Source organism: Streptomyces sp. NPDC051963, assembly GCF_044593495.1.
Taxonomy (GTDB): domain Bacteria; phylum Actinomycetota; class Actinomycetes; order Streptomycetales; family Streptomycetaceae; genus Streptomyces.
The window spans coordinates 141,419-166,464 of sequence record NZ_JBIUCC010000012.1; the positions used below are offsets into that span (position 1 = coordinate 141,419).

Below are 25,046 nucleotides of genomic sequence, written 5' to 3' on the forward strand. Positions count from 1 at the left end.
TACGGATGGCCCAATGACCTCCTTCGCCCCGGACTCGATCGTCCTGAACCGCAAGCTGCCGCTCTGGTATCAGGTGTCGCAGTCGCTGCGCGCGTCGATACTCGGCCGCTCGCCCCAGGACCCGCTGCGGCTGCCGACCGAGGAGCAGTTGGCGGGGCACTACGGCGTGAGCGTGCTGACCATGCGGCAGGCGCTGAAGGAGCTTGAGGAGGAAGGGCTGATCACGCGCCATCGCCGACGCGGCACGTTCATCGAGCCGAGCGCCAGCCGGGGTACGCCCGTCCGGCTCCTCGGCTCGGTGGACGCGATCGTGGCCCAGCAGTCCGGCATGGTGACCGAGCTCCTCGACCACGGCAAGGCGCCCGTGCCGGCCGAACTCGCCGAGTACTTCCCGGACCTCGCCGAGGTGGCGACGTACCACCGGCTGCGCGGTGACGAGAAGACCGGTGAGCCGACGAATCATGCCCGCAATCACGTGCGGCCCGAACTGGCCGAGCGTTTCGATCTCGACGACCTGGTGCGGTGGCCGATGACCAAGGTGCTGCGGGATGTCGTCGGGGCGGACATCAGCCGGATCACGGACACGGTGGAGGCGCGGCTCGCCGATCCGGAGACGGCGCGGCTGCTCGAAGTGCCGTTGCTCAGCCCGATCCTGCGGTACACGGGGGTCATCTATGACACGGAGGGGCGGGCGTTGGATGTGGCGGTCATCCATTACCGGGGGGATCGGTTCTCGTTCACGGTCACTCTTGATGCGTGAGCGCTCCGCTGGGGAGGGCCGGGTTCGTCCGCGGGCCGGTGGGGGCTGGTCGCGCAGTTCCCCGCGCCCCTTCGGGGCGCTTGTACGATGCCCTGCGTGACGCACGACGACGCTCCGCTGCTGGCGGACCTCATGCCGTGGTCCGTCGCACCGCCGCGGCTCGGCCGGGGGTGGCCGACGGGCGCCGACGCGGCATCCCTGAAAGCGCGCTGGGCGGCGCTGGTGAAGGCCGAGGGGCCGGAGCGGGAGGCGCTGTTCGAGGCGACCCGGTCGCGAACGCTGCACTCGGCGGTCGGGCAGTTGCCGGGGCAGTCCAGTGGCACGGAGAGGCTGGCCCGCGCCACCGGGCCGTGCCCTGAGCCCGTGCGTGTTCTGCATGCCCCCTTCGACGAGCAGTGGCTGATCCCCGACCACCGGCTGATCGACGCGGCCCGGCCGGAGTTGTGGCGGGTGGCGGACGAGCGGCAGGTGTTCGTGGCCGAGACGGCGGGCGGCGGGCCCGGTCCGGTCCTGCTCGCGACACCCCTGCTGCCGCTGCTGCGCCCCGGACGTGTCCGCCCGCTGTACCGCCGCCCGGGCGGGGCGGAACCGAACCTGGCGCCGGGCCTGTTGGAGCATCTGGGCGAGCGTCTGGGCGAGGTGCCGGAGCCGCTGGACATGCTGGCCTGGATCGTGACGGCGGTCCGTGCCGACCTCGCCGTGCCCCTCACCGAGGACCCCGAACTCTGGGCGCGTGGCGTCGAGTCGGGCCACCGGACGCTCCGGCTGATGTGCCGCGACGGTGAACGCCCCAGACTCCCCGGCGGTCGCCGGCCGTACGTCCGCGCCCCGCTCCCCACCCGCCCGCACACCCTCGACTACGACCGCGAGGAGGAGGCGCTCCACCTCGACGAGGGCCGTATCTCCCCGGTGCCGCCCGAGGCCTGGGACTTCGAGGTGAGCGGGGTCCGGGTGCTGGAGGAATGGTTCACGGCGCGGACGGCACCCGTCGAGCCCGGCACCCTCCAGGCGATCCGCCCGGTCACCTGGCCCCAGAGCTGGACGTCGGAGCTGCTCGAACTGATCACCGTGCTCGCGCTGCTGTCCGAAGTCCCGCCCCACCCGGACCCGTTGGCCTCCACGGTCACGGCGACGGACCTGCACAAGGCGGGCGTACTGCCGCCTCCGGAGCCTTCCCGCCGCCCGGCCTCGGTGCTGGACGCGCACGAGGAAGGGCCGGAGGGTCAGCTCACGCTGATCTAACGCAGGTCGGGGTCGAAGGCGTCCAGCACCCGGCCGAGCGCCCGCTCGAACACCGCCTCCAGATCGATCGGCCCGCTCGCCTCCGCGAAGGCCGCGGCCAGCAGCGGATACGCGCCGGTGGCCACCTGGCTGCCGAGGTAGGCGATCCGGACCGCGTTCTCCTCCTCCTCGGTCCAGGGCATGGATCGGGTGCGCTCGGCGGTGGCGATCTCGTTCGCGGTGTACGTCGTCACCACGCCGTTGAGCAGCGCGACCAACTCCATCTTCACGCCGTACGGGAGATCGAGCGGTTCCAGACAGGCCAGGCAGTGCTCCAGGTAGCGCAGGGTGTTGGGGCTGAAGCCGTACACGCCCGACATCAGGCGCGGCACCCAGGTGTGGCGGTGCATGATGGCGCGCGTCTCCAGCGCGTTGCGCAGCATGTCGGCGCGCCAGTCGCCCGAGGGCTCCCTGATCTCGTGCTCGGCGCCGATGGCGTCGATCATCAGCTCGTACAGGTCCTCCTTGCGGGGGACGTAGTTGTACAGCGACATGGTCCCGCAGCCCAGCTTGGCCGCGACGTGCCGCATCGACACCGCGTCCAGCCCCTCCGCGTCGGCGATCCGCATCGCCGCCGCCGCGATGTCGGCGCGCGTGTACGCGGGCTTGGGCCCCCGGCCCGTCCGCTCGGGACGTGCCCAGATCACTTCGGGTTCGGCCGCTCGGCCCGCCATCGATCATCACCTCGGCCACCATCCTAGTTACGTACAGCGTACGTAGTGCGCTATGGTCGACCCATGACTTCTACGTACGCTGTACTTAGTGAAGGTCTGGAGAAGCGGTTCGGGACGGTTCACGCCCTGCGCGGGCTGGACCTGGCCGTCGCGCAGGGCACGGTCTGCGGAGTCCTCGGGCCCAACGGAGCGGGCAAGACCACCGCCGTCCGGCTGCTCACCACGCTGCTGCGGCCGGACGCGGGCTCGGCCCGGATCGCGGGGCACGATCTCGTACGGGAGGCGGCCGCCGTACGCCGCAGGATCGGCGTCACCGGTCAGTACGCGTCGGTCGACGGGGACCTCACCGGTCGGGAGAACCTACGGCTGTTCGCGCGGCTGCACCGGGTCCGGGGGCCGGCGGCGCGGGCCGGCGAACTGCTGGACCGCTTCGGGCTGACCGAGGCCGCCGACCGTCCCGCGTCCACCTACTCGGGCGGGATGCGCCGCCGACTCGACCTGGCCGCAAGCCTGATCCGCCGCCCGGACGTGCTCTTCCTCGACGAGCCCACCACCGGCCTGGACCCGGCCACCCGCAACCGCATCTGGGACGCCGTGCGCGACCTCAGGGCGGACGGCACGACCGTGCTCCTCACCACGCAGTATCTGGAGGAGGCCGACCAACTCGCCGACGACATAGCCCTGGTGGACCACGGGCGGGTCGCGCACACCGGCTCCCCCACCCAACTCAAGGCGCTCATCGGCTCGTACGCCGAGATCGTCGTCGCCCACGCCGAGGCCCTCACCGACGCCGCCGCCGTTCTGGACCAACTCACCGGAAACGAGCCGTCGTTCGACCACGAACGGGGCGCCGTCGGCGCGGTCACCGCCGACCCGACCCTCACCGTCCCCCGACTGGTCCGCGAACTCGACGCGGCGGGTGTGCCGTTGCTCGACGTCAGCCTGCGGCCACCGAGTCTCGACGATGTCTTCCTCCGCCTGACCGGTGGCAAGGAGCTCGTGGCATGAGCACTCTGGCCTTCGACGGCACCGCCATGCTCGGCCGTCAGCTGCGGCGGGTGCGGAACAACCCGGCGCTGGTGATCCTCACCCAGACCATGCCGATCACGATGCTGCTGTTCTTCGGCTACGTCTTCGGCAGCGCCCTCGCCATGCCGGGCGCGGAGTACCGCTCCTTCCTCGTCCCGGGGCTGCTGGTGGCGACCGCGGCCAACGGCATCATGACCGGAATGTTCCAGGCGGCCCAGGACTCGCACCGGGGTGTGACGGACCGCCTCCGCACCCTGCCGATGAGCCGGGCGGCCGTACCCCTCGGTCAGTCGGTCGCCGACCTCGTCGTCACGGCCGTCGGAACGGTGCCGTATCTGCTCGTCGGGCTCGCGGTGGGCTGGCGGGTCGAGGGGTCGGCACTGGAAGCGGCCGGCGCCGTCGGGCTGTTGCTGCTGTTCCGGTTCGCGTGCACCTGGATCGGGATCTTCCTCGGACTGCTGTCCCGGAGCGAGGAGGCCGCCGGTCAGCTCGGCAGCGCGACGTTCATGCTGCCGCTGCTGTCCAATGCCTACATCCCCACCGACAATCTGCCGGGCTGGCTGCGCACGGTCGCCGAGTGGAACCCGCTCAGCGCCGTCACCACGGCCCTGCGTGACCTGTTCGGCAACGCTCCGATACCGGAGGGCGCCGCCTGGCCGGTGGCCCATCCGGTCGCCGGGTCGCTGGCCTGGTGCGCGGTGCTGATCGCCGTGTTCGGACCGCTCGCCGTACGACGGTACGCACGCGGCGAGGGGTGAACCCCTCCTTCCCCGGGGCCATGCCGTGGGTCATGATCCACGGCATGGATTCCCTTCCCCTGCCCCTCGACGGCATCACCGTCGTCGCCGTCGAACAGGCCGTCGCCGCCCCGTTCGCCACCCGTCAGCTCGCCGATCTGGGCGCCCGGGTCATCAAGGTCGAGCGGATCGACGGCGGTGACTTCGCCCGCGGCTACGACACCGCGGCGCGCGGTCTCGCCTCGCACTTCGTGTGGTGCAACCGCGGCAAGGAGTCCCTCGCCCTCGACCTGAAGGACCCGCGCGGGCTCGATGTCGTGCGGCGGCTGGTGGCGGACGCGGACGTGTTCGTGCAGAACCTCGCCCAGGGGGCCGCCGCCCGGCTCGGACTCGACGCGGCGACGCTGTGCGCCGCCCACCCGCGGCTGGTCGCCGTGGACATCTCCGGATACGGGGCGTCGGGGCCGTACGCGGACAAGCGGGCGTACGACATGCTCGTGCAGTGCGAGGCGGGGCTGGTGTCGGTCACGGGGACGCCGGAGCAGCCGGTGAAGGCGGGGATCCCGGCGGCGGACATCGCGGCCGCCATGTACGCCTTCTCGGGCGTCCTCGCGGCGCTGGTGCGGCGCGGGACGACGGGCCGTGGCGGGCCGGTCGAGGTGTCCATGCTGGAGGCGCTCGCGGAGTGGATGGGGCATCCGCTGCACCATGTGATGCACGACGGCACACCCCCGGCGCGCACAGGGCTCGCGCACGCCGTCATCGCGCCGTACGACGCCTATCCCACGGCGGACGGCGGAAGGGTGCTGCTGTCGGTGCAGAACGACCGGGAGTGGCGGCGACTGGCCGAACAGGTGCTGAACCGGCCGGAGTTGAGGACCGACCCGGCGTACGCGACGAACGCGGCGCGGGTGGCGAACCGGGCGCGTACCGACGCGGCCGTCGCGAAGGCGCTGGTCGCACTGGACCCGGACACGGCCGTGGCGCGGCTGGAGGCGGCGGGCATCGCGTGCGCACGGCTGAGGGACGTACGGGAGGTGGCGGAGCATCCGCAGCTGGCGGCCAGGGAGCGGTGGCGGGAGGTGGAGTCGCCGGTGGGGCCGCTACGTGCGCTGCTGCCGCCCATCACCATGCCGGGCGGGGACGAGACACGGATGGGGGCCGTGCCCGCGCTCGGGGAGCACACCGAGGCGTTGCTGCGTGCCGTGGGGATGACGGACGACGAGATCGCAGCGTTGCGCCGGGACGGTGTGGCGGCCTGAGCGCGGGCCTCGAGGAACGGTCTCGAGAAGCGCGGTGTCGCTCAGCGGTCGCCGAACAGCGAACGGCGCAGCCTGCGCAGCGGTGCGAAGAGTGAGACACGGCTCACCCGCGCGCTCCTGGCGCTGCGTTCCTGCTTGGTGTCACGTGCGGTCAGCTCGCGCATCAGCAAGGTCGCCTCGGCCGTCTCGCGCTGCGGGACGACAGGGCCGCCCAGCACCGAGAGATGGCGGTCGAGGCGCGAGCTGGTCGCGCTGCTCCCGCACGTGATCGCAGGGACCCTTGCCCTGCTGCGCACTATCTGTTCCATGTCACTCCCCACCCGTACGAGTCCACCCGGCCCGGGCAGGGTAACCCTATCGCCCCCGTGGGGCACTCGTGTATCGCGGTCACAGGATTCACCTTCCCCGTAAGGGGGTTGACGACTCGTCTTCGATTACTCTCCGAATCCAACCGATTTCAGGGCGAGTTGGACAACTGGCTGGGTGGTGGGCTGCTCCGACCCTCCGTCGGGCTCCACGGTCACAGCCAGTGACGTCGAGGACTTGTCCAGGCCGGACGCGACCAAGGGCGTGTCGCCGTCGAAGAGCCCGAGGGAGCGCGGTTGCACATCGGGGCGCATGAGCCACAGTTGGTGCACACTGCCGCTCGGCAGGCCGCCGTAACCGCCGAGGGTGACCACCGCGCTCCCCTCCGATGCGGAGGCGACCACTCCGATACTTCGGCCCTGGGAATCCTGTCCGGTGCTCGCGCGCGCGTCCGGTGCCGCGAGAACGTGGGCGATCTCACGCGCCTGCACCCGCTGGGCGTCCAGCTGGTCCTGGGTCTGATTGGCCTGCACGGCGAAGAGCGCGGCCACGACGAGGGCCGCCGCGGCGGTGGCCGTCGCGAAGGGGACGAACAGCGGGCGCCGGGGCGCACGAGCGCGCGACGGGGGCGGCTCGGTCCCCCAGACATGGGGCGGCAGTTGCGTCGCACGCGCGCGTGCGGGCTCATTCCGTGCGCCCTGTGCGGTGGGTTCCTGCGGAATCGTGCGTACGGCGGCCAGCACCCGTTCGCGCATCGCGGTCGGCGCCGGGGCCGCCGTCGACCAGGCGAGGCGGACGGCGTCCTCGGAGAGGGTGCGCACCTCGGCGGCGCAGGTCTCGCAGTTCTTGAGGTGCTTCTCGAAGCGCACGCGCTCTCCCGGTTCCAGGGCGTCGAGCGCATACGGAGCGGCGAGGGAGTGCATGTTCTCGCCGCGGAACAGCCGACCCAGGATGCTCATGCGACACCTCCCAGGCACTCGCGCAGCCGGGTCAGTCCGTCGCGCATCCGCGTCTTCACCGTGCCCAGCGGCAAGGAGAGCCGCTCGGCCACTTCACGGTACGTGTAGCCGTCGTAGTAGGCGAGCGTCACGGACTGGCGCTGGATCGCGGTGAGACGGTCCAGGCAGCGGCGCACCCACTCTCGTTCGAGGCCGGCCTCGACCTCCTCGGAGACCTGGTCGAAGGCGGGGCTGTGGGAGCGGCGTGCCTCGCGCTGCTCGCGTTCGCCGGCCGCTCGGGCGCTGCGCACCCGGTCCACGGCGCGACGGTGGGCGAGCGTGAGGATCCAGGACAGTGCGCTGCCCCGGCCGGGGTCGAACCGTCCGGCGGACCGCCAGAGTTCGAGCAGCACCTCCTGGGACACCTCCTCCGACTGGGCCGGGTCCCGTACGACTCGTCTGACAAGTCCGAACACCGGTCCGGACACCAGTCCGTACAGCTCCTCGAATGCCTTCTGGTCACCCCCCGCCACGAGCACCAGAAGTTCGTCCGCCTCCACCCTGTCCCCCTCTCTTCGGCCGCAAGCGGCGCGTCCCGTCCCACGGGGTATTCGCAACGAACCCACCTCCGGATGGGGTTACGGATCAGCGTGCTCGAAACGCCGGTCCGGCGGCGGGAAATTTTGTTTTGAAGTTCGACCAATCCGCGTCGTCACCCGCGTCGAATCCTCGTGCGTCAGGCAAGTTGGACTGAGGACGGACGGCATGACACCTATCTCCAGGAGCAGCGTGGGCGCGAGGAGCATCGCGACCCTCGTATGTGGTGCGCTGGCCACCGGGGCACTCGCAGCCGCCGGTGTGGCCACGCTGGAACCGGGGGCGGCCTCCGCCTCCAGCCACCGGGAGGCCCCGCTGATCTCGGGGACCCCGCAGTACGACAACACGGATGTGTACGCGTTCGTCAGCCCGGACAAGCCGGACACGACGACCATCGTCGCGAACTGGATCCCCTTCGAGGAGCCGGCCGGCGGACCGAACTTCTTCACGTTCGCCGAGGACGCCCAGTACGACATCCACATAGACAACAACGGCGACGCCCAGGGCGAGCTGCTCTACCGCTACACCTTCAAGACCCATACGAAGAACAAGAAGACGTTCCTGTACAACACCGGTGCGGTGGAGAGCCTGGACGACCCCGACCTGAACATCACGCAGACCTACGACATCGACCTGCTGCGGCTGAAGAACCAGCACCTGGTGTCGAAGACGAAGGTCGCCGACGATGTACCGGTGGCTCCGTCGAACGTCGGCAAGGCGTCGATGCCGGACTACGCCACGCTGCGGTCCCAGGCCGTGCACGAACTGGCGGGCGGCTCCACGACGTTCGCCGGCCAGGCGGACGACCCGTTCTTCCTCGACCTGCGCGTCTTCGACCTGCTGTACGGCGGAAACCTCTCCGAGGTCGGCAATGACACGCTCAAGGGCTACAACGTCAACTCCATCGCCCTACAGGTCCCGACGGACATGATCACCGAGTCGGCCGACCAGCCGATCGTCGGTATCTGGTCGACGACCCAGCGCAAGAACGCCAAGGGGCAGTTCACCCAGGTGTCGCGCCTCGGCAGCCCGCTGGTGAACGAGGTCGTCAACCCGCTGAAGGACAAGGACAAGTTCAACGCGGACTCGCCCTGGAACGACGCACAGTTCCTGAAGAACGTGACCAACCCGGAGCTGCCGAAGCTCATCGAGGCGATCTACAAGATCAAGGCGCCTGCCGAGCCGCGCAACGACCTCGTGGACGTCTTCCTCAAGGGCGTCGAGGGCCTCAACCAGCCGCCGCATGTGACCCCTGCGGAGGAGCTGCGGCTCAACACCTCCATCAAGCCGGCCGCCGAGCCCAAGCGCCTCGGTGTCCTCGACGGCGACAACGCGGGCTTCCCGAACGGGCGTCGGCTGACCGACGACGTGCTCGACGCCTCGCTCCAGGTCGTCGAGGGTGAACTGGTCGGCTCCAAGAACGACTTGGGTGACGCGGTCGACAAGAACGACAAGGACTTCGAGAAGGCCTTCCCGTACGTCGCCCTGCCGACCGAGGGTTCGCGCGGTCCGCTCGCCAAGGGCACGACCGGTGGGAACGACGTCCGCAACCAGCTGGGCGACGCGCTTCAGCCGGCGGGTACCTCCGGTGGTTCCGAGGACACCACCCTGATCGCCGCCTCGGCGGGTGCCGGTGCGGCCGGGATCCTGCTGATCGGCGGGGGTCTGATGTGGTGGCGCCGGATGCGGGGGCGTGCGTACTGACTCCGCCGGGTCGTGGGGAAAACTGCGGGTCCGCTGTGGCCGGTCGCGCAGTTCCCCGCGCCCCTGTCGGGGCGCTGTCCTCCCCCGACCCCGACAACTGGCGCGGCCCGCTCTCATCCATCCCCCACGGGGCGGGCCGCGCCGCTTTTCCTTGCAACTTCCTTGTGCAGCACGGCGATTGAGGAGAGGGCATGTCCCCGCGTACGAACGACAGCGAGCCTGCGGAGTATCCGGAGGACGACGGCGGGACCGCTGAGGTCGACGGGGCCGCCGAGATCGACGAGCGCGTTGCCGCCGTGCGGCGCGTGGCGGCCGCCTCGCGGCGTTGGCGGGCTGCCCAACTCGCGGGATGCGCGGCCATGTTGGCCGTCGCCATGACCGCCGGAGCCATCGCGCTCGGGGCCGTGCGGGACAACGGGGGCACCGCGGTCGCCGCCGCTCCCGCCGCCATGTCACCGGCGCTGCTGTCCAGCGGCGATCTCGACGCGAGCATCTCCTCCCTTCAGGCCCATCTCCGCGCCCAGCCAAGGGACTTCGGAGGCTGGGCCACCCTCGGTCTCGCCTATGTCGAGCAGGCGCGGACGAAGGGCGACCCCTCCCGCTATCCGCAGGCCGAGCGGGCGCTGAAGCGGTCGCTCGAACTCGAGGCCGACAACGACCAGGCCCTCGCGGGGCGCGCCGCCCTCGCCGCCGCCCGGCATGACTTCGAGGATGCGCTGAAGTACTCCGACCAGGCCCTGAAGCAGAACCCCTACAGCGAACGGGCGCTGTCCTCCCGTATCGACGCCCTGGTCGAGCTCGGCCGGTACGCCGAGGCGTCGAAGGCCGCCGACACCGCCGACTCACGGCGTCCGGGGGTCCCCGTCTTCACCCGGTACGCGTACGTGCATGAGCTGCGCGGCGACGTCACCACGGCCGAGCGCGTGCTGGAGCAGGCCCTCGCCAACGCCGCCACGCCCGGCGATGTGGCGTACGTGGCGGCCCAGCTCGGTCAACTCGCCTGGAACCAGGGCGACTACACGACGGCGCTGGAGCACTACGGCCGCGCCCTCGCCGCCGACGAGAACTACCTCCCCGCGCTGGAGGGCCGCGCCCGTGCGCAGGCCGCGAGCGGCGACCGGGCCGGTGCGATCAAGGGGATGGAGCAGGTCGTCGCCCGCTATCCGCTGCCCGGCCCGCTCGTCGTCCTGGGCGAGCTGTACGAGGCCCGCGACGCCGACGGCGACAAGGCCGAGGCGAACGACCAGTACGCCCTCGTCGACGCCTGGACCGCGCTCGCCCGCGCCAACGGCGTCAACGCCGACCTCGACACCGCGCTCGCCGCCGCCGACCACGGCAACGCGAAGTCGGCGCTGCGCGCGGCCCGCGCCGAGTGGGACCGCCGGCACACCGTGCACACCGCGGACGCCCTCGCCTGGGCGCTGCACGTGAACGGCCGCGACGAGGAAGCCCTCCCGTACGCCCGCCGCGCCGCCGCGACCGGCTACCGCAACGCCGCGTTCCTCTACCACCGCGGCATGATCGAACGCGCCACCGGTCACGAGGAGGAAGCCCGCACCTCACTCCGGGCGGCCCTGGAACTCAACCCCGGCTTCTCACCGCTGGGCGCCCGGGATGCCCGTACGGCGCTCAAGGACCTGGAGGCGGCCAAGTGAGCCCCCGTCGCCTGCTCGCCTCCGGCGCGGCCGTCCTCACGGCCGTCTGCGCGCTCGTGCTCTTCCCCTCCGGAGCCGCGAGCGCGCACCCCCTCGGCAACTTCACCGTCAACCGCTACGACGGCCTCGTCGCCGCCCCCGGCGAACTCCGGGTGCTGCACGTCGAGGACCTCGCGGAGATCCCGGCGACCCAGGCGAAGCCCGACATCGACAAGGCGGGCATGACCGACTGGGCCCGGCAGCGGTGCGCCTCGGCCGCCCGGGACGGCAAGGTCACCGTCGAGGGGCGTGCGGTCGGCCTCACCGTCGCCGAGAGCCACGCGCGCGTGCGGCCCGGACAGGCGGGTCTCGACACGCTCCGGGTGGAGTGCCGGCTGACGGCGCCGCTCCCCGACCAGGACACCCTCACCCTCGGCTTCCACAGCGCGGGCGCCGACTCCGGCCCCGGCTGGCGTGAGATCACCGCACGCGGCGACCGTATGACACTCACCGCGTCGGACGTACCGGAGAAGTCGGTCTCCCGCGAACTGACCGGCTACCCCGAGGAGTTGCTCTCCTCCCCCGCCGACACCGCGACCGCCTCCCTGCGTCTGCGCTCCGGCGGCCCCGCCCTCTCCGAGGACGCACAGGACGCCCCGGCCTCCTCCGTGCTGCCCCGCGGCGCCGACCGCTGGACGCGCGCCCTGGACTCCCTCGTCGCCCGCCACGACCTCACCCTCGGCTTCGGCGCGCTGGCCCTGGTCATCGCGGTCGGCCTCGGCGCGCTGCACGCCCTCGCCCCGGGCCACGGCAAGACCCTCATGGCCGCGACGGCGGCGGCCCACGGCGGCCGCGCCCGCCTGCGGAACGTCCTCCCCCTGGCAGCCTCGGTGACGGTCACCCACACCCTCGGCGTGGTCGCCCTCGGCCTGCTGGTCACGGCCGGCTCGGCGGCGACGCCCTCGGTGATCACCTGGCTCGGCCTCGCGAGCGGCGCCCTGGTGACGGCGGCGGGCGTGAACCTCGTACGACGGACCTGGCGCAACCGGCGCCCCCCGCACCCGCACGGGCACACCCATGACCATCCGCACCCGCACCCGCACGACCACTCGCACGAGCCGGACAAGCCCCCCGCTCGCCAACTGGTCCTGGCCGCCGCGCACTCCGCGCCGACGCCCGCGGGCACGACGACCGCCCCCCACCCGCACGACCACGACCACGACCACGACCACGACCACGACCACGACCATCATCATCACGACCACCCGCACACCGTCGAGCACTCGCACGGCGGCTTCACCCACACCCACTCCACCGCCCCCACCCTCCGCGGCACGATCCTCCTCGGCTTCGCCGGCGGGCTCGTGCCCAGCCCTTCCGCCGTCGTCGTGCTCGTCGGTGCCGCCGCTCTCGGCAAGGCCTGGTTCGGACTGCTGCTCGTCGTGGCGTACGGCGCCGGGCTGGCCCTGACCCTCACCGCGGCCGGGTTCGCCGTCGTCAGGCTGGGTACCGGTATGACCCGAGTGCTGGACAAACGTCCCCGCTTCACCGCCAGTCCGACGGTGGCTCTGGTGCGCAGGACCGCGCCGCTGATGTCGGCGTTCGTCGTCGTCGCGCTCGGGATCGGATTGCTCCTCAAGGGGGCGGCATCCGCACTCGGCTGAGCTACGTTTGGCGAGCGTTGAGGAGAACAGCCCGGATGCGAATGGGGGGCGCCCGTGTCCGAAGAACCGGGCAGTGAACGTGTGATCGCGGGCCGCTACCGTCTGCTGTCCCCGCTCGGCGAGGGCGGTATGGGAACGGTGTGGCGGGCCCGCGACGAGGTGTTGCACCGCGAGGTCGCCGTGAAGGAGGTGCGTGCGCCCGCGGGGTTGCCCGGCCCGGAGGTCGAGCGGATGTACGCCCGGTTGGAGCGTGAGGCGTGGGCGGCGGCGCGGGTCGCGAACCGCAACGTGGTGACCGTGTACGACGTGGCCTCGGACGGCGGCCGGCCGTGGATCGTGATGGAGCTGGTCCGCGGGGTGTCGCTGGCGGACCAGTTGGAGGCCGAGGGACCGTTGTCCCCGCAGCGTGCCGCGCACATCGGCGCGGAGGTGCTGGCCGCGTTGCGGGCGGCGCATGCCGCCGGGGTGCTGCACCGGGACGTGAAGCCGGGCAACGTACTGCTGTCGAACGACGGCCGGGTCGTGCTGACCGACTTCGGCATCGCCATGGTCGAGGGCAGCTCGGCGCTGACCATGACCGGGGAGGTCATCGGCTCGCCCGAGTTCCTGGCGCCGGAGCGGGCGCTGGGCCGCACGCCGGGCCCCGAGTCGGACCTGTGGTCGCTCGGCGTGCTGCTGTACGCGGCGGTGGAGGGCAACTCGCCGTTCCGGCAGAACACCCCGCTCAGCACCCTGCGTGCGATCGTCGACGAGGAGCTGCCGCCGCCGCACCGGGCCGGTCCGCTCGCCGGTGTCATCGAGGGGCTGCTGCGCAAGGACCCGGCCGAGCGGCTGTCGTCGGACCAGGCGGAGCGGGATCTGCGCCTGGTCGCAGCCGGAGGCACCCCGCGCGCGGACACCTACCCCGCGGCCCCGTACACACCGACCCTCGCGGCCCAGCCGCAGGAACCACCCACTGGGCCCCTCCCCTCCACCCGGCCCGTGCCCACCCCGACGACGACCACCACGACCCAGGAACCGGGCCGTAACCGCCGCGCCGCGATCGCCCTCATCGCGGGCGTCGCCGCCATCGCACTGGCCGTGGCCGGACTGACGTACGCCCTGCTCAACAAGGAGGACGACGGAGGCGATCAGGGCGGCGGTACGACCACCAGCCAGACGAGCGAGGGCAGTACACCGAGCGACGACGACAACGCGGCCGGCGGTGCGGACAGCCCCACGCCGAGCCCGAGCGGTGACGGCACGACCTCGGCAGCGCCCCAGCAGTCCGTGCGGGTCTCCCTGGCGGGGTCCGACACGGAGTACTCCGGACCGTGTCCGCCGCCGAACGACGAGGCGCCCGCGTTCACCGCGACGTTCACGGTCGGACAGCTTCCGGCCGAGGTGAGCTACCGCTGGGTGTCCAAGGACGGCGAGGTGATGGATCAGGGCTGGAAGACCCTGTCGTTCCCCGAGGGCGGGTCCCGGACCAAACAGGACCGGGCGTTCGTGACGACCTACGACGACAACGGAACGTTCGAGAACGAGATCAGCGTAGAGGTGCGCAACCCCGTGGAGACCGACTCCAACTCGGTCCCGTTCTCCGTGACATGCGAGTCGGAGACCCCGACGGACGGGGCCTCCTCTTCCGCTTCGGTCTCTCCCTAGGCGTTCGCGTTCAGCACCGACAGGTATCCGCCGGACTGCCCGCCCGCGTTCGGGTGGTACGACTCGCTGATGTTGGCCAGGTTCACGCTGTGCAGCCATGGGCTGCCGGAGCAGATCTCATGGCCGGTGAAGGCGGGACGGACGTCGCCGAAGGTGAATCCGTGGTCGGCGACGCGCTTGGCGATGGCGTTGTCGAGGTGCTCGGCGGCGTCGTTGATCGCCTTCCGCTTGGTCTCGGAGAGACCGAGGCACACGGCGCCGAGCCGGTAGAGGCGGGGGTAGCCGAGGACGACGACGTGTGCGGACGGGGCCTTGGCGCGGATGGCCGAGTAGACGTTGTCGAGCTTGCCGGGGAGCGTCGAGTCGACGTACGCCCTGGCGGTGTTGACGCGGGACAGGCACGCGCTGTCGGACTGGAGCACGCACGTGACCATCACGTCCATGAAGCCGGCGTCGTTGCCGCCGATGGTGATGGAGACGAGGCTCGTGGCGGCGTTGACCGGGCCGAGCTGATGGGCGAGAACATCATCCGTTCGGGCGCCCGAGCAGGCGGTGAAGTCGAACGTCGAGGGTGCGTGGGCGGCGGCCCAGAGGTGCGCGTACGCCTTCGTGCTGCGCTTGCAGTCGCCGCTGGAGGAGAGGTAGCTCCCCGCGCCGAGTCCGGAGGAGTAGGAGTCTCCGAGGGCCACGTAGCCGCCTTCTGCGGCGGGTTGGGCGGCTTGCGCGGTGGTCGCTCCGGTGAGGGTGACACCGAGGGCCAGGAGGAGTGAGCTGACGTATGCGGCAAATCGGGAACGTCTCATGGAACCTCCCTATAGCAGGATCTCTGCCACAACCGTCGTAGCAACTACGCGTGTTGAATGGAAGTGTCCATGCCAAGACTTGTCGGCCCTTTCCGGGTTCCGCCCCATGGGTTCACCCGGTCATTGATTTCGTGCTCATGACAGATTTGTTGACAGGTCCTCAACTCCCTTGTTCTACGCCTGTAGACGGCTGATCCTTTACTCCAGCCCGGGACGGAACGCGACGCTCCGGGTCGTGTGCGCGATGACGCGCGCACCCCCCACAGACGCGCGCCACACCCAGGCGCGCGCCGCCAAGAGGAGGACTCCCTCGTATGGCACAGCTGCGTAGCAAGAGATTCCGGTTCGCCGCGATAACCAGCCTGGCGACCGCCGCCCTGATGGGCGGGCTCACCGCGCTTCCCGCCGAGGCCGCCCCGGCCGAGGGGAAGGTGCTCGCCGCCGGCTCCCCCACCGCGATCAAGGACAGCTACATCGTCACGCTCAAGAAGAACGTCGGCCTCAAAGCCGCGTCGAGCGAGGGCAAGAGCCTGGTCAAGGAGTACGGCGGCACGGTGAAGAAGACGTTCGGCAAGGTGCTGAACGGCTACACGGCCACACTCTCCTCGACCGAGGCCAAGCGGCTCGCCGCCGACCCGGCGGTGGCCTCCGTGGAGCAGAACCAGCGCGTCCAACTGACCGACACGACCCAGAGCAACGCCCCCTGGGGCCTGGACCGCTCGGACCAGACCTCGCTCCCGCTGTCCGGTACCTACACCTACCCGGACACCGCGGGCAGCGGCGTGACCGTATACGTCATCGACACCGGCGTCCGGATCACCCACTCACAGATCAGCGGCCGTGCCACGTACGGCTATGACGCGGTCGACGGCGACACCACCGCCTCCGACGGCAACGGCCACGGCACCCATGTGGCCACCACGATCGCGGGCACCACCTACGGCATCGCCAAGAAGGCGAACATCGTGGCGGTGCGGGTGCTCAACGACGCGGGCTCCGGCACCACGGCCGGCGTGATCGCGGGCATCGACTGGGTGACGGCCAACCACTCCGGTCCCTCGGTCGCCAACATGTCGCTCGGCGGCGGTGCCTCCACCTCGCTGGACACGGCGGTCGCCAACTCCATCTCCAGTGGCGTGACCTACGCGGTCGCGGCGGGCAACAGCAGCGCCAACGCCTCCTCGTACTCTCCCGCCCGGGTCGCCACGGCCATCACGGTGGGCGCCACCACCAACACGGACGCAAAGGCGAGCTACTCGAACTACGGCTCGGTTCTGGACATCTTCGCGCCCGGCTCCTCCATCACCGCGGGCTGGAACACCAGCGACACGGCGACCAACACCATCTCCGGTACGTCGATGGCGACGCCGCACGTCGCGGGCGCGGCCGCGGTCTACCTCGCCGGCCACACCTCGTCCACCCCGGCGCAGGTCGCCTCGGCGCTGACCGGCGGCGCGACCACCGGTGTGGTCACGAGTGCCGGCACCGGTTCCCCGAACCGGCTGCTGAAGATCGTTCCGTGATGTCAACGGGCCTGAAGTGACCCGGTGTTCCCCGGAGGTGTCCGTCGCCTCCGGGGAACACTTGTGCAAAGCGGCTGACGCACCAGGATGACCGTCTTCCGCGTCTTGACGGCCCGTGCACGGCTGAGTCACATTGAAGCCCGGCATCCGGCGCTTCAGGGGGCAAAGTCGCCAATGCAGACCATACGTATCAAGACTTCTTCAACGGACGGCGCCGAGCGCGCCCGGCACGGGCCGGCGAGAGACCTGACGCCGCTGCTCGCGGGCGCGGCGACGGCCGTCGGGGGGACCGGCGCGATCCTCGCGCTCGCCGACTCGGGCTCACCGCTGCGCGGTCCGCTGACCCTCTTCTTCCTGCTCGCGGCCCCGGCCGCGGCCATCGCCGCCGCACTGCGCGGACTCCCGCCGCTCGGCCGGATCCTGGTCGCGGTCGCGGGCGCGGTCGTCGTCGACATGCTGGTCGCCCAGGCCATGCTGGCCCTGCACCAGTGGTCCGTCACAGGCGGCATCGCGGCGGTGACCGCGATCAGCGCACTCACTCTCCTGCTGGTTCTGGTACGGCGGCTGCCCGGCCGTACGGCACGAAGGCGGACTGACTGACGTGGACATCAGCGTGTACCGCCCCGGCGAGCTGAGCGAAGCCGACCGGGCGGCCTGGACGGCCATGCAGTCCAAGGCACATCTGCACGGATCTCCCGAGCTGGCGAACCCGTTCCTGTCCCCCGAGTTCACGCTCGCGGTCGGACGGCACCGGCGCGGGGTGCGGATCGCGGTCGTACGGCAGGACGGCGAGCCCGCCGCGTACTTCCCGCACCAGAGGTCCGCCGCCGGCGTCGGCCGGGCCGTCGGCCTGGGCATCTCGGACGCCCAGGGCCTGGTGCACCGGCCCGGGTTCACCTGGGACGCGCGGGCGCTGCTGCGGGCCTGCGGGCTCTCCGTCTGGGAGTTCGACCACCTGGTGGAGGGCCAGGGGCCGTTCGAGGCGGAGGCCACGGGAAGTTTCCCGTCACCCGTGATCGACGTCGAACAGGGCTACGACACCTATCTGAGCGAGCTGCGCGCCCGGTCGCCGAAGTTCACCAGGACCACGCTCGCCAAGGACCGCAAGCTCGGCCGGGACGCGGGCGAGGTGCGCTACGTCCATGACGAGCGCGATCCGGCGGCCCTGCGCACGCTCATGGAGTGGAAGTCGGCCCAGTACCGCAGGACCGGGCGCAGCGACCGCTTCGCGCAGGAATGGATCACGCGGCTCGTGCAGTATCTGTTCCACACCCGCTCGGAGCCGTTCGCGGGGATCCTGTCCGTGCTGTACGCGGGCGACAAGCCGATCGCCGCGCACTTCGGTCTGCGCACCGAGCGGGTGCTGGCGTGCTGGTTCCCGGCGTACGACCCGGTGTTCTCGAAGTACTCCCCGGGCCTGGTCCTGCATCTGCGGATGGCGGAGGCGGCCGCCGCCGACGGCATCGCGTATCTGGATCTCGGCCGGGGCCAGAAGGAATACAAGGACTCCCTCAAGACACGGGAACTCACCGTGTCCGAAGGGTGGGTTACGCGTCGGCATCCGGTGGCACTCGGGCACCGGGCGCGTCGCGCTCCGGTCCGGGCACTGCGCAACACGGTGGTGTCCCGGCCTGAACTGTTCGAACAAGCGGACAAACTGCTCAAACGGATGGGCAAAATCCGATCCGAACGATAGGTAACCATCTCTATCGTTAGGTAACGGACACAACAACAAAAACGTGGGGCCTTGTTCCAGGTCTTGCCATACAGGCTCAATCATCAATACCGTCGTACATCTCACCCGCATCGGTCCATCGGCGTTCGGTCCAAGGGGAGGGCTCGAGGACTGCGATGGCTCCCGGAGCGGGGCGCGGTAGGGGGGTGCCGTGCTCGGTGATCGCACGATCAGCCGAGTCGTGCCGCGAGACCGAATGCCCAGTCGTGGCAGTCGGCCAGTTTTGCCAGCTCACCCGGCGTGTACGGAGAGTCAGTTCGTCATGCCGTAAGTGAGATACCCCCCTTTCGAACCGGACAAAGAGCCGGGCCGCCCGGGGGCGGGCGGTCCACCGGACGAGAGGGACCAGACTCATGAGCTCAGTTCTGCGCCCGCCCAGCACGGGCCAGGATCCGACCACCGCCGGTGCCTACCGGCCCATCTCCTCTCACCTGGCCATCACGCCACCGGTGAGTGTCGTGATTCCCGCCATGAACGAGGCGGAGAATCTCCCGTACGTCTTCAAGACGCTGCCCGCCTGGATCCACGAAGTCGTCCTGGTGGACGGCAACTCCACGGACGACACCGTCGCGGTGGCCCGCGAGCTGTGGCCCGAGGTCAAGGTCGTCGAGCAGCACGGCAAGGGCAAGGGGGATGCCCTGATCACCGGGTTCGCGGCGGCCAGCGGCGACATCATCGTGATGGTCGACGCGGACGGCTCGGCCGACGGCAACGAGATCGTCTCGTACGTCTCCGCCCTCGTCTCGGGCGCGGACTTCGCCAAGGGCTCCCGCTTCGCCAACGGCGGCGGCACGGACGACATGACGCCGATCAGAAAGCTCGGCAACTGGGCGCTGTGCACGGCCGTCAACCGCAAGTTCGGCGCCCGCTACACCGATCTCTGCTACGGATACAACGCGTTCTGGCGGCACTGCCTGGACAAGATCGAGCTCGACTGCACCGGCTTCGAGATCGAGACCCTGATCAACATCAGGGTGGTCAAGGCGGGCCTGAAGGTGCAGGAGATACCCAGCCACGAGTACCTCCGCATCCACGGCACCAGCAATCTGCGGGCCGTACGGGACGGGCTGCGGGTGCTCAAGGTGATCCTCAAGGAGCGCTCCAACCGGCGTGCCCTGCGCCGCCGTGAGCAGCACTCCCCGATGCTCGACTCGACGCGGGGAGAGGTGTCTTGAGCGGTCCCGACATCTCCGTCGTGATCTGCGTCTACACCGAGGACCGCTGGGAGGACATCCTCGCGGCGGTCGCCTCGGTCCGGGCGCAATCGCACCCTGCGCTGGAAACGCTCCTTGTCGTCGACCACAACGCGGTGCTCCTGGACCGGCTGGCGAAGGAGTACAAAGAGGTCCCCGACGTGCGGGTTCTCGCCAACGCCGGCCCGCGCGGCCTGTCCGCGGGCCGCAACACCGGTATCGCGACCTCGTACGGCGAGGTGATCGCCTTCCTCGACGACGACGCCGTCGCCGAGCGCGACTGGCTGCGGCACTTCGCGGACGGGTACGCCGACCCGCAGGTGATGGCCGTGGGCGGGCGCACCATGCCGATCTGGGCGTCGCGGCGCCGGCCGGACTGGTTCCCGGAGGAGTTCGACTGGGTGGTGGGCTGCACCTACAAGGGCCTGCCCGCCGGCCGGGTACAGGTGCGCAACGTCCTCGGCGGCAACGCCTCGTTCCGTCGTACGGCGTTCGACGCGGCCGGCGGATTCGCCACCGGCATCGGACGCGACGGCGACAAGCGTCCGCTGGGCTGCGAGGAGACGGAGCTGTGCATCCGCCTCACCCGGGCCAGACCGGACGCCGTGCTGCTGATCGACGACCGTGCGGTGATCCACCACAGGGTGCCCGAGGCGCGTGAGCACTTCGGGTACTTCCGCACGCGTACCTACGCCGAGGGTCTGTCCAAGGCGCTGGTGGCCCGAAGTGTCGGTGCGGACAAGGGACTTGAGTCCGAACGCCGGTACGCCACCCGGGTGCTGCCCGCCGGAGTGGCCCGCGGTCTGCGCGACGCCCTGCTGGCCCGGCGGGGCGGTGCGGGCCGGGCGGGGGCGATCGTCGCGGGGGTGCTGACGGCGGCCGGTGGGTACGTCGTCGGGAGTGTGCGGGCACGCAAGGGGGCGGCCACGTTCTCGGTGGCCGAGATCGAGGGGGGTGCACATGACTGACGCACGCGTGCCGATACTCATGTACCACGCGGTGTCGGCCGAGCCGAGCGATGCCACCCGTGCCCTGTCGGTGACGCCCGAGGCGTTCGCCGAACAGATGGCGGTGCTCGCCGACCTGGGCCTCACCCCCGTCTGCACGGCGGAGCTGGCCGAACGCTGGCGCTTCGGCGGCCCACTGCCCGACCGCCCGGTCCTGGTCACCTTCGACGACGGCTACGAGGGCGTGCACCGGCACGCCCTGCCGGTGCTCGCCAAGCACTCCTTCGCGGCCACCGTGTTCGTCACCACCGGCTGGCTGCGCGGCCCGCACAACATGGGCGGCGAACTCGACACCATGCTCGACTGGGACCAGGTCCGCGACCTCGCGTCCGCCGGCGTCGAGATCGGCGGGCACAGCCACACCCACCCGCAACTCGACCAGCTCCCGGACGGCCATCTGCGCCAGGAGCTGATCCTGTGCAAGGAGATCGTCCAGGACGAACTCGGCTCCGTACCGGCCTCGTTCGCCTATCCGTACGGCTACTCCAGCCGCCGGGTGCGCGAGGCCGTCCAGGAGACGGGCTACGGCCAGGCGCTCGCCGTCAACAACGGCCTTGCGCGGCGCCGGCAGGGGCCGTACGCCCTGACCCGCCTCACGGTGCGGCGCAGCACCGGGATCGACGAGTTCACGCGGCTGGTCGAGGGCCGCCGAATCGTCCGTTCGTTCGCCGGGGACCGTGCCCTCACCAAGGGGTACGCCCTGGTCCGCAGAGCCCGACAGGTCCGCCGGAAGGCCATCCGTTCCCGTGTCTGACACGACCACCAAGACCGAGGCCCAACCCGAGACCCAGGCGCCCGAGCGGTCGGGGCGCCGGCTGCGTCTGCCCGGACTCGGCCGGTCCCAGGGCGGCAGCCAGCTGTTCCGCAACGCCTACGCACTGATGCTCAACACCGGCATCTCCGCCGTGCTGGGCCTCGGCTACTGGCTGGTCGCCGCCCGCTACTACTCCGAGTCGGCGGTCGGCCAGGGTTCCGCCGCGATCGCCGCCATGAAGCTCCTCGCGGGGCTGACCGCGGTGACCCTGACCGGCGCATTGGCCCGCTTCATACCGCTCGCCGGACGCAGCACCGGGCGACTCATCTTCCGTACCTACGCGGGCAGTTCGGTGATCGTGGCGCTGGCCGCGGGCGTCTTCCTGCTCACGCTGGACATGTGGGGGCCGTCGTACCGCTTCCTGAACGGGCCGCTGCCCGCGCTCGGGTTCGTGGTGTCGGTGATCGCCTGGAATCTGCTCACCCTCCAGGACGGGGTGCTGACCGGGCTGCGCAGCGCGCTGTGGGTGCCGGTGGGCAACACCGTGTTCTCCGCGGTCAAGCTGGTGCTGCTGATCGGCATCGCCGCGGCGATCCCGATGGCCGGCGTCTTCGTGTCATGGGTCGCGGCGATCGCGGTGTCCGTGCTGCCGCTGGGCTGGCTGGTGTTCCGGCGCCTGGTGCCCAAGCACGTCAAGGCGACCGACGAGCACGCCGAGCCGCCGACGCTGCGGGAGATCGGGCGGTTCCTGGCGGGCGACTACACCGGTTCGCTGTTCTCGCTCGCGGTGGTCTACCTGGTGCCGGTGATCGTCGCCGCGCAGGTGACCTCCGCAGACAACGCGTACTTCTACATCGCCGCCACCATCGGCGGCACGGTCAATCTGCTCGCCATCAACATGGGAGCCTCGCTGACCGTCGAGGGCTCGCACGATCCGGGACGGCTGGCCGCCAACACCCGTGCCGCGCTGAAGCGGATGGCCCGGATCATGGTACCGGTCGCCGCCGTCCTGTTCTTCGGCGCCCCGTGGATCCTCGGTGTCTTCGGCGGCGGCTACGCGGACGCGGCCACGCCGTTGCTGCGCTGGTTCGCGGTGGGCGGACTGCTGCGGGTCGTCATGGAGACGTACTTCGCGGTGCTGCGCGCGCAGAGCCGCACCGCCGGACTCGCCTGGCTGCAGGGCGTGTTGTGCGCGCTGGTGCTCGGGCTGACGCTGGTGCTGCTGCCCCGCATGGGGCTGACCGGGGCGGGCGTCGCGGAGGTCGGCAGCCTCGCGGTGATCGTGGCGATCGCGGCGCCCAAGCTGTTCCGGACCATCATGACCGCACCGGCCGCCGCTCCCGAGGACGCGGCACCGCCCGACGGGGACCTCGCCGACCTGGGGGCGCGCGAGGTCCCCGTGGGCACCGGGGCGCGCCGGCGCGGACCCGGCTGGGCACTCGACTCCGACACGCTCGCCCTCGGCATCCACGTCGACTTCGACCACCAGGAACGCCGTCCGGACGTCCGTCCGGGGCCGGGGACACCGCCCACGGGGACGTCGGTGGTGGTGCTGCCGGAGCATCACCGGCCGACGTGGGCGCTCCAGTCGAAGGGACCGGAGGTCGTGGGGCTGCCGGTGGAGGAGAGAGAGCCGGGGCTGGAGGTTTCGGCTGCTCCGGCACCGACGGGAGAGATGTCCGCCGACCCTGTTCCGGCCGCTGCGGTGTCCGCGGCCGAGGTTCCCGACGCCTCGGAGCCACCCGGACCCCGCTCCCTGCGCGAGCGTCTCCAGCCCACCCGCTCCGGCCTGATCCTCGGCTGTCTGCTGCTCGCCGCACTGCTCCTGTACTGGGTCCCGGTCCTGCGCCTGGGCGAGACCGACCTGGACGGCATGGGCGGGCTGGGGCTGATCTCCGTACTGCCACTGCCGACCCTGGCCGGCGCCGCGCTGCTGATCGTGGTGTTCGCGTCGCTGCTCTGGCCGCAGCGCGAGCACCGGGTCCTGCTGCTGATCACGCTGCTCGCGACCGTCGTGTCGCTGCACGCGCTGCCCGCGGTGATCGAGACGGAACCGCGGTTCGCCACGGCCTGGCAGCACCTGGGCTTCCTCGACCACATCGACCGGACCGGGTCCGCCGTACCCGACCTGGACGCGCGCTGGAGCTGGCCGGGCTTCTTCGCGGCGGCCGCGTTCATGGCGAAGGCCTGCGGGGTCACGGACTTCACCGAGGTCATCCGCTGGTGGCCGCTGACCATGCAACTGCTGTATCTGGCGCCGCTGTTCCTGCTCACGCGCTCGATGCGGGCGAGCTGGCGCGCCAAGTGGACCGGCATCTGGGTGTTCGTGCTCAGCGGCTGGGTCGGCCAGGACTACTTCTCACCGCAGGGCTTCACCTATCTCCTGTACCTGGTGTTCGTGGCCATGCTGCTGGTCTGGTTCCGCGCGCCCCGCGTGATCTGGACGAAGGTGCGGCCCGGCGAGGCGGAGGTCGAGCCGACGGACCGGCGGCAGCGTGCCGTGCTGCTGCTGGTCGTGCTCGGCCTGTTCGCGGCGAGTGTGCCCGCGCACCAGCTGACCCCGTTCGTGATGCTGGGCGTGGTGACGGTCCTGGTCCTGATCGGCAAGTCCGAACTGCGCGGTCTGCCCATCCTGTTCGGCGTGATGGTGGTCTCCTGGATCGGCTTCATGGCCGAGCCGTACTGGTCCGGCCACTTCGACGAGCTGTTCGGCGGGGTCGGCGGCGTCGGCGGCAATGTGTCCTCGTCGGTGTCCGGCCGGATCGAGGGCGGCAGTTCGACGCACAAACTCGTGCTGTACGCGCGCGTGCTGCTCGCCGGCGGCGTGATGGCCTTCGCCTGCTGGGGCTGGTGGCGGCGGCGCGACCACAAGTACCGGGAGCGTTCGCTGCTGGTCCTGACCTTCGTGCCGTTCCTGGGCTTCGGCATGCAGTCGTACGGCGGCGAGATGGCGCTGCGCGTCTTCATGTTCGCGCTGCCGGGCGCGGCCCTGCTCATGGGTCTCGCCCTCTTCCCGCGCACCGGCGTCACCGCGAAGGAGCGGGACAAGGACCGGGTGAGCCTGGCTCCGCTGGCCGCGCTGATGGCGGGTCTGGTCCTCATGGGCGGCTTCCTGGTGGCCCGTTGGGGCAACGAGCCGTTCGAGCGGGTCCGGCCCGGTGAGGTCGCCGCGATGGACTACGTGTACGCCCATGACGAACCGAGCACCCGTCTGCTCTGGCTCAGCAGCGACACCGTCAACGACGTGACCCCGGCGATGCCCTGGGGCTCGCAGGACATGGAGCGGGTCGAGTATCTGCCGACGCTCGCGCCGACCGACCCGGTGCTGGTGTCGGGGCTGGTCAAGGCGTTGAAGGACGCGGGCCCGAACTCGTATCTGATGATCAACCGGAGTCAAATCGTCTTTCTCCAGTTGGACATGGGCTACTCGAAGACCTGGAACACGAGGCTCATCGAGAACCTGGACCGGCGACCGGAGCTGACGAAGGTCTTCGTCAACGAGGACGCGACCATGTACGCGTTGCGAAAACAGCCGGAGGGCCCGGTCCCGACGGCCGATCCCGGTCCGATCGGGCCGCAGGTGACGTGGACGCCCTGGTCGGTGGTCGGAGGGCTGGCCGCGATCGCGTTGATCCTGCTGCTGGCGGCGCGTGAGGTGGTCCGGGTGGCCGTGCGGCCGTGCGTGAAGCAGCTGCGGTGGTTGCAGAGCACGTTCTGGTTCTCGCTGCCACTGCTGGCGGTGCTGCTGGCCTCGCTGGTGCAGCGGTTCCTGACGATCAAGTAGGTCTGTGCGGGGTG

At 70.8% G+C, this 25,046-nt stretch carries 21 protein-coding genes; 16 read left to right on the forward strand and 5 right to left on the reverse strand.

Annotated elements, in window-relative coordinates:
• Positions 1-13 precede the first annotated feature (13 nt).
• Both ACIHFB_RS40825 and ACIHFB_RS40830 read left to right on the forward strand, forming a co-directional pair.
• Positions 14-760, forward strand: coding sequence for a GntR family transcriptional regulator (locus tag ACIHFB_RS40825; protein ID WP_400129533.1), 747 nt, complete (start codon positions 14-16; stop codon positions 758-760).
• A gap of 87 nt (positions 761-847) precedes the next feature.
• Positions 848-2,002, forward strand: coding sequence for a type ISP restriction/modification enzyme (locus tag ACIHFB_RS40830; protein WP_400129534.1), 1,155 nt, complete (start codon positions 848-850; stop codon positions 2,000-2,002).
• Here ACIHFB_RS40830 and ACIHFB_RS40835 read toward each other — a convergent pair.
• Positions 1,999-2,715, reverse strand: a complete 717-nt coding sequence (locus ACIHFB_RS40835) for a TetR/AcrR family transcriptional regulator C-terminal domain-containing protein (protein WP_400129535.1) — start codon at positions 2,713-2,715, stop codon at positions 1,999-2,001. The genes ACIHFB_RS40830 and ACIHFB_RS40835 overlap by 4 nt on opposite strands.
• A 63-nt stretch (positions 2,716-2,778) precedes the next feature.
• On the opposite strand from ACIHFB_RS40835, the gene ACIHFB_RS40840 reads away from it, so the two are divergent.
• Genes ACIHFB_RS40840 through ACIHFB_RS40850 form a run of 3 tightly spaced genes read left to right on the forward strand, consistent with a single transcriptional unit; the run spans position 2,779 to position 5,743 of the window.
• Positions 2,779-3,723, forward strand: a complete 945-nt coding sequence (locus tag ACIHFB_RS40840) for an ATP-binding cassette domain-containing protein (RefSeq protein ID WP_400129536.1) — start codon at positions 2,779-2,781, stop codon at positions 3,721-3,723.
• Positions 3,720-4,502, forward strand: coding sequence for an ABC transporter permease (locus ACIHFB_RS40845; RefSeq protein WP_365284931.1), 783 nt, complete (start codon positions 3,720-3,722; stop codon positions 4,500-4,502). The genes ACIHFB_RS40840 and ACIHFB_RS40845 overlap by 4 nt, the downstream gene beginning before the upstream one ends.
• 32 nt (positions 4,503-4,534) lie before the next feature.
• On the forward strand, positions 4,535-5,743 hold the full coding sequence (locus ACIHFB_RS40850; protein WP_365284929.1) for a CaiB/BaiF CoA-transferase family protein: 1,209 nt from the start codon (positions 4,535-4,537) through the stop codon (positions 5,741-5,743).
• A gap of 41 nt (positions 5,744-5,784) precedes the next feature.
• On the opposite strand, the gene ACIHFB_RS40855 is transcribed toward ACIHFB_RS40850, so the two are convergent.
• From ACIHFB_RS40855 to ACIHFB_RS40865, 3 genes are all read right to left on the reverse strand, one after another.
• A complete protein-coding gene (locus tag ACIHFB_RS40855; RefSeq protein WP_400129537.1) occupies positions 5,785-6,051 on the reverse strand; it encodes a hypothetical protein in 267 nt (88 codons plus the stop codon).
• Positions 6,052-6,177: 126 nt separating this feature from the next.
• Complete coding sequence (locus ACIHFB_RS40860) at positions 6,178-7,008, reverse strand: anti-sigma factor (protein ID WP_365284925.1); 831 nt, start codon at positions 7,006-7,008, stop codon at positions 6,178-6,180.
• Positions 7,005-7,598 (reverse strand): sigma-70 family RNA polymerase sigma factor, encoded by a 594-nt coding sequence (locus tag ACIHFB_RS40865; RefSeq protein ID WP_365285165.1) that lies wholly within the window; start codon positions 7,596-7,598, stop codon positions 7,005-7,007. Before ACIHFB_RS40865 ends, ACIHFB_RS40860 begins: the two co-directional genes overlap by 4 nt.
• 154 nt (positions 7,599-7,752) lie before the next feature.
• Here ACIHFB_RS40865 and ACIHFB_RS40870 point away from each other — a divergent pair, with 154 nt between their 5' ends.
• The 4 genes from ACIHFB_RS40870 (at position 7,753) to ACIHFB_RS40885 (ending at position 14,233) form a co-directional block, all read left to right on the forward strand.
• Complete coding sequence (locus ACIHFB_RS40870; protein WP_400129538.1) at positions 7,753-9,288, forward strand: DUF4331 domain-containing protein; 1,536 nt, start codon at positions 7,753-7,755, stop codon at positions 9,286-9,288.
• A gap of 191 nt (positions 9,289-9,479) precedes the next feature.
• Entirely contained in the window at positions 9,480-10,943 is a 1,464-nt protein-coding gene (locus tag ACIHFB_RS40875) for a tetratricopeptide repeat protein (RefSeq protein ID WP_365284921.1), read from the forward strand.
• Positions 10,940-12,586, forward strand: a complete 1,647-nt coding sequence (locus ACIHFB_RS40880; RefSeq protein ID WP_365284920.1) for a nickel transporter — start codon at positions 10,940-10,942, stop codon at positions 12,584-12,586. The genes ACIHFB_RS40875 and ACIHFB_RS40880 overlap by 4 nt, the downstream gene beginning before the upstream one ends.
• A 54-nt stretch (positions 12,587-12,640) precedes the next feature.
• Entirely contained in the window at positions 12,641-14,233 is a 1,593-nt protein-coding gene (locus tag ACIHFB_RS40885; protein ID WP_365284918.1) for a serine/threonine-protein kinase, read from the forward strand.
• Here the strand turns inward: ACIHFB_RS40885 and ACIHFB_RS40890 are convergent.
• Positions 14,230-15,036 (reverse strand): SGNH/GDSL hydrolase family protein, encoded by an 807-nt coding sequence (locus tag ACIHFB_RS40890; RefSeq protein WP_365284916.1) that lies wholly within the window; start codon positions 15,034-15,036, stop codon positions 14,230-14,232. The genes ACIHFB_RS40885 and ACIHFB_RS40890 overlap by 4 nt on opposite strands.
• Positions 15,037-15,350: 314 nt before the next feature.
• Between ACIHFB_RS40890 and ACIHFB_RS40895 the strand changes: the two genes are divergently transcribed.
• The 7 genes from ACIHFB_RS40895 to ACIHFB_RS40925 all read left to right on the forward strand — a co-directional run bounded on the left by ACIHFB_RS40895 (position 15,351) and on the right by ACIHFB_RS40925 (position 25,032).
• Positions 15,351-16,559 (forward strand): S8 family peptidase, encoded by a 1,209-nt coding sequence (locus ACIHFB_RS40895; protein WP_365284914.1) that lies wholly within the window; start codon positions 15,351-15,353, stop codon positions 16,557-16,559.
• Positions 16,560-16,733: 174 nt separating this feature from the next.
• On the forward strand, positions 16,734-17,159 hold the full coding sequence (locus ACIHFB_RS40900; RefSeq protein WP_365284912.1) for a hypothetical protein: 426 nt from the start codon (positions 16,734-16,736) through the stop codon (positions 17,157-17,159).
• Position 17,160: 1 nt separating this feature from the next.
• Entirely contained in the window at positions 17,161-18,255 is a 1,095-nt protein-coding gene (locus ACIHFB_RS40905; protein WP_400129539.1) for a GNAT family N-acetyltransferase, read from the forward strand.
• A 392-nt stretch (positions 18,256-18,647) separates the two neighbouring features.
• Entirely contained in the window at positions 18,648-19,469 is an 822-nt protein-coding gene (locus ACIHFB_RS40910) for a glycosyltransferase family 2 protein (RefSeq protein ID WP_400129540.1), read from the forward strand.
• Positions 19,466-20,455, forward strand: a complete 990-nt coding sequence (locus tag ACIHFB_RS40915; RefSeq protein ID WP_365284906.1) for a glycosyltransferase family 2 protein — start codon at positions 19,466-19,468, stop codon at positions 20,453-20,455. The genes ACIHFB_RS40910 and ACIHFB_RS40915 overlap by 4 nt, the downstream gene beginning before the upstream one ends.
• The gene (locus tag ACIHFB_RS40920) at positions 20,448-21,248 is read left to right on the forward strand and encodes a polysaccharide deacetylase family protein (protein ID WP_400129541.1); all 801 of its coding nucleotides are present in this window, start codon (positions 20,448-20,450) and stop codon (positions 21,246-21,248) included. The genes ACIHFB_RS40915 and ACIHFB_RS40920 overlap by 8 nt, the downstream gene beginning before the upstream one ends.
• Positions 21,241-25,032, forward strand: a complete 3,792-nt coding sequence (locus tag ACIHFB_RS40925) for a lipopolysaccharide biosynthesis protein (protein WP_400129542.1) — start codon at positions 21,241-21,243, stop codon at positions 25,030-25,032. Before ACIHFB_RS40920 ends, ACIHFB_RS40925 begins: the two co-directional genes overlap by 8 nt.
• The last annotated feature ends 14 nt before the right edge of the window (positions 25,033-25,046 follow it).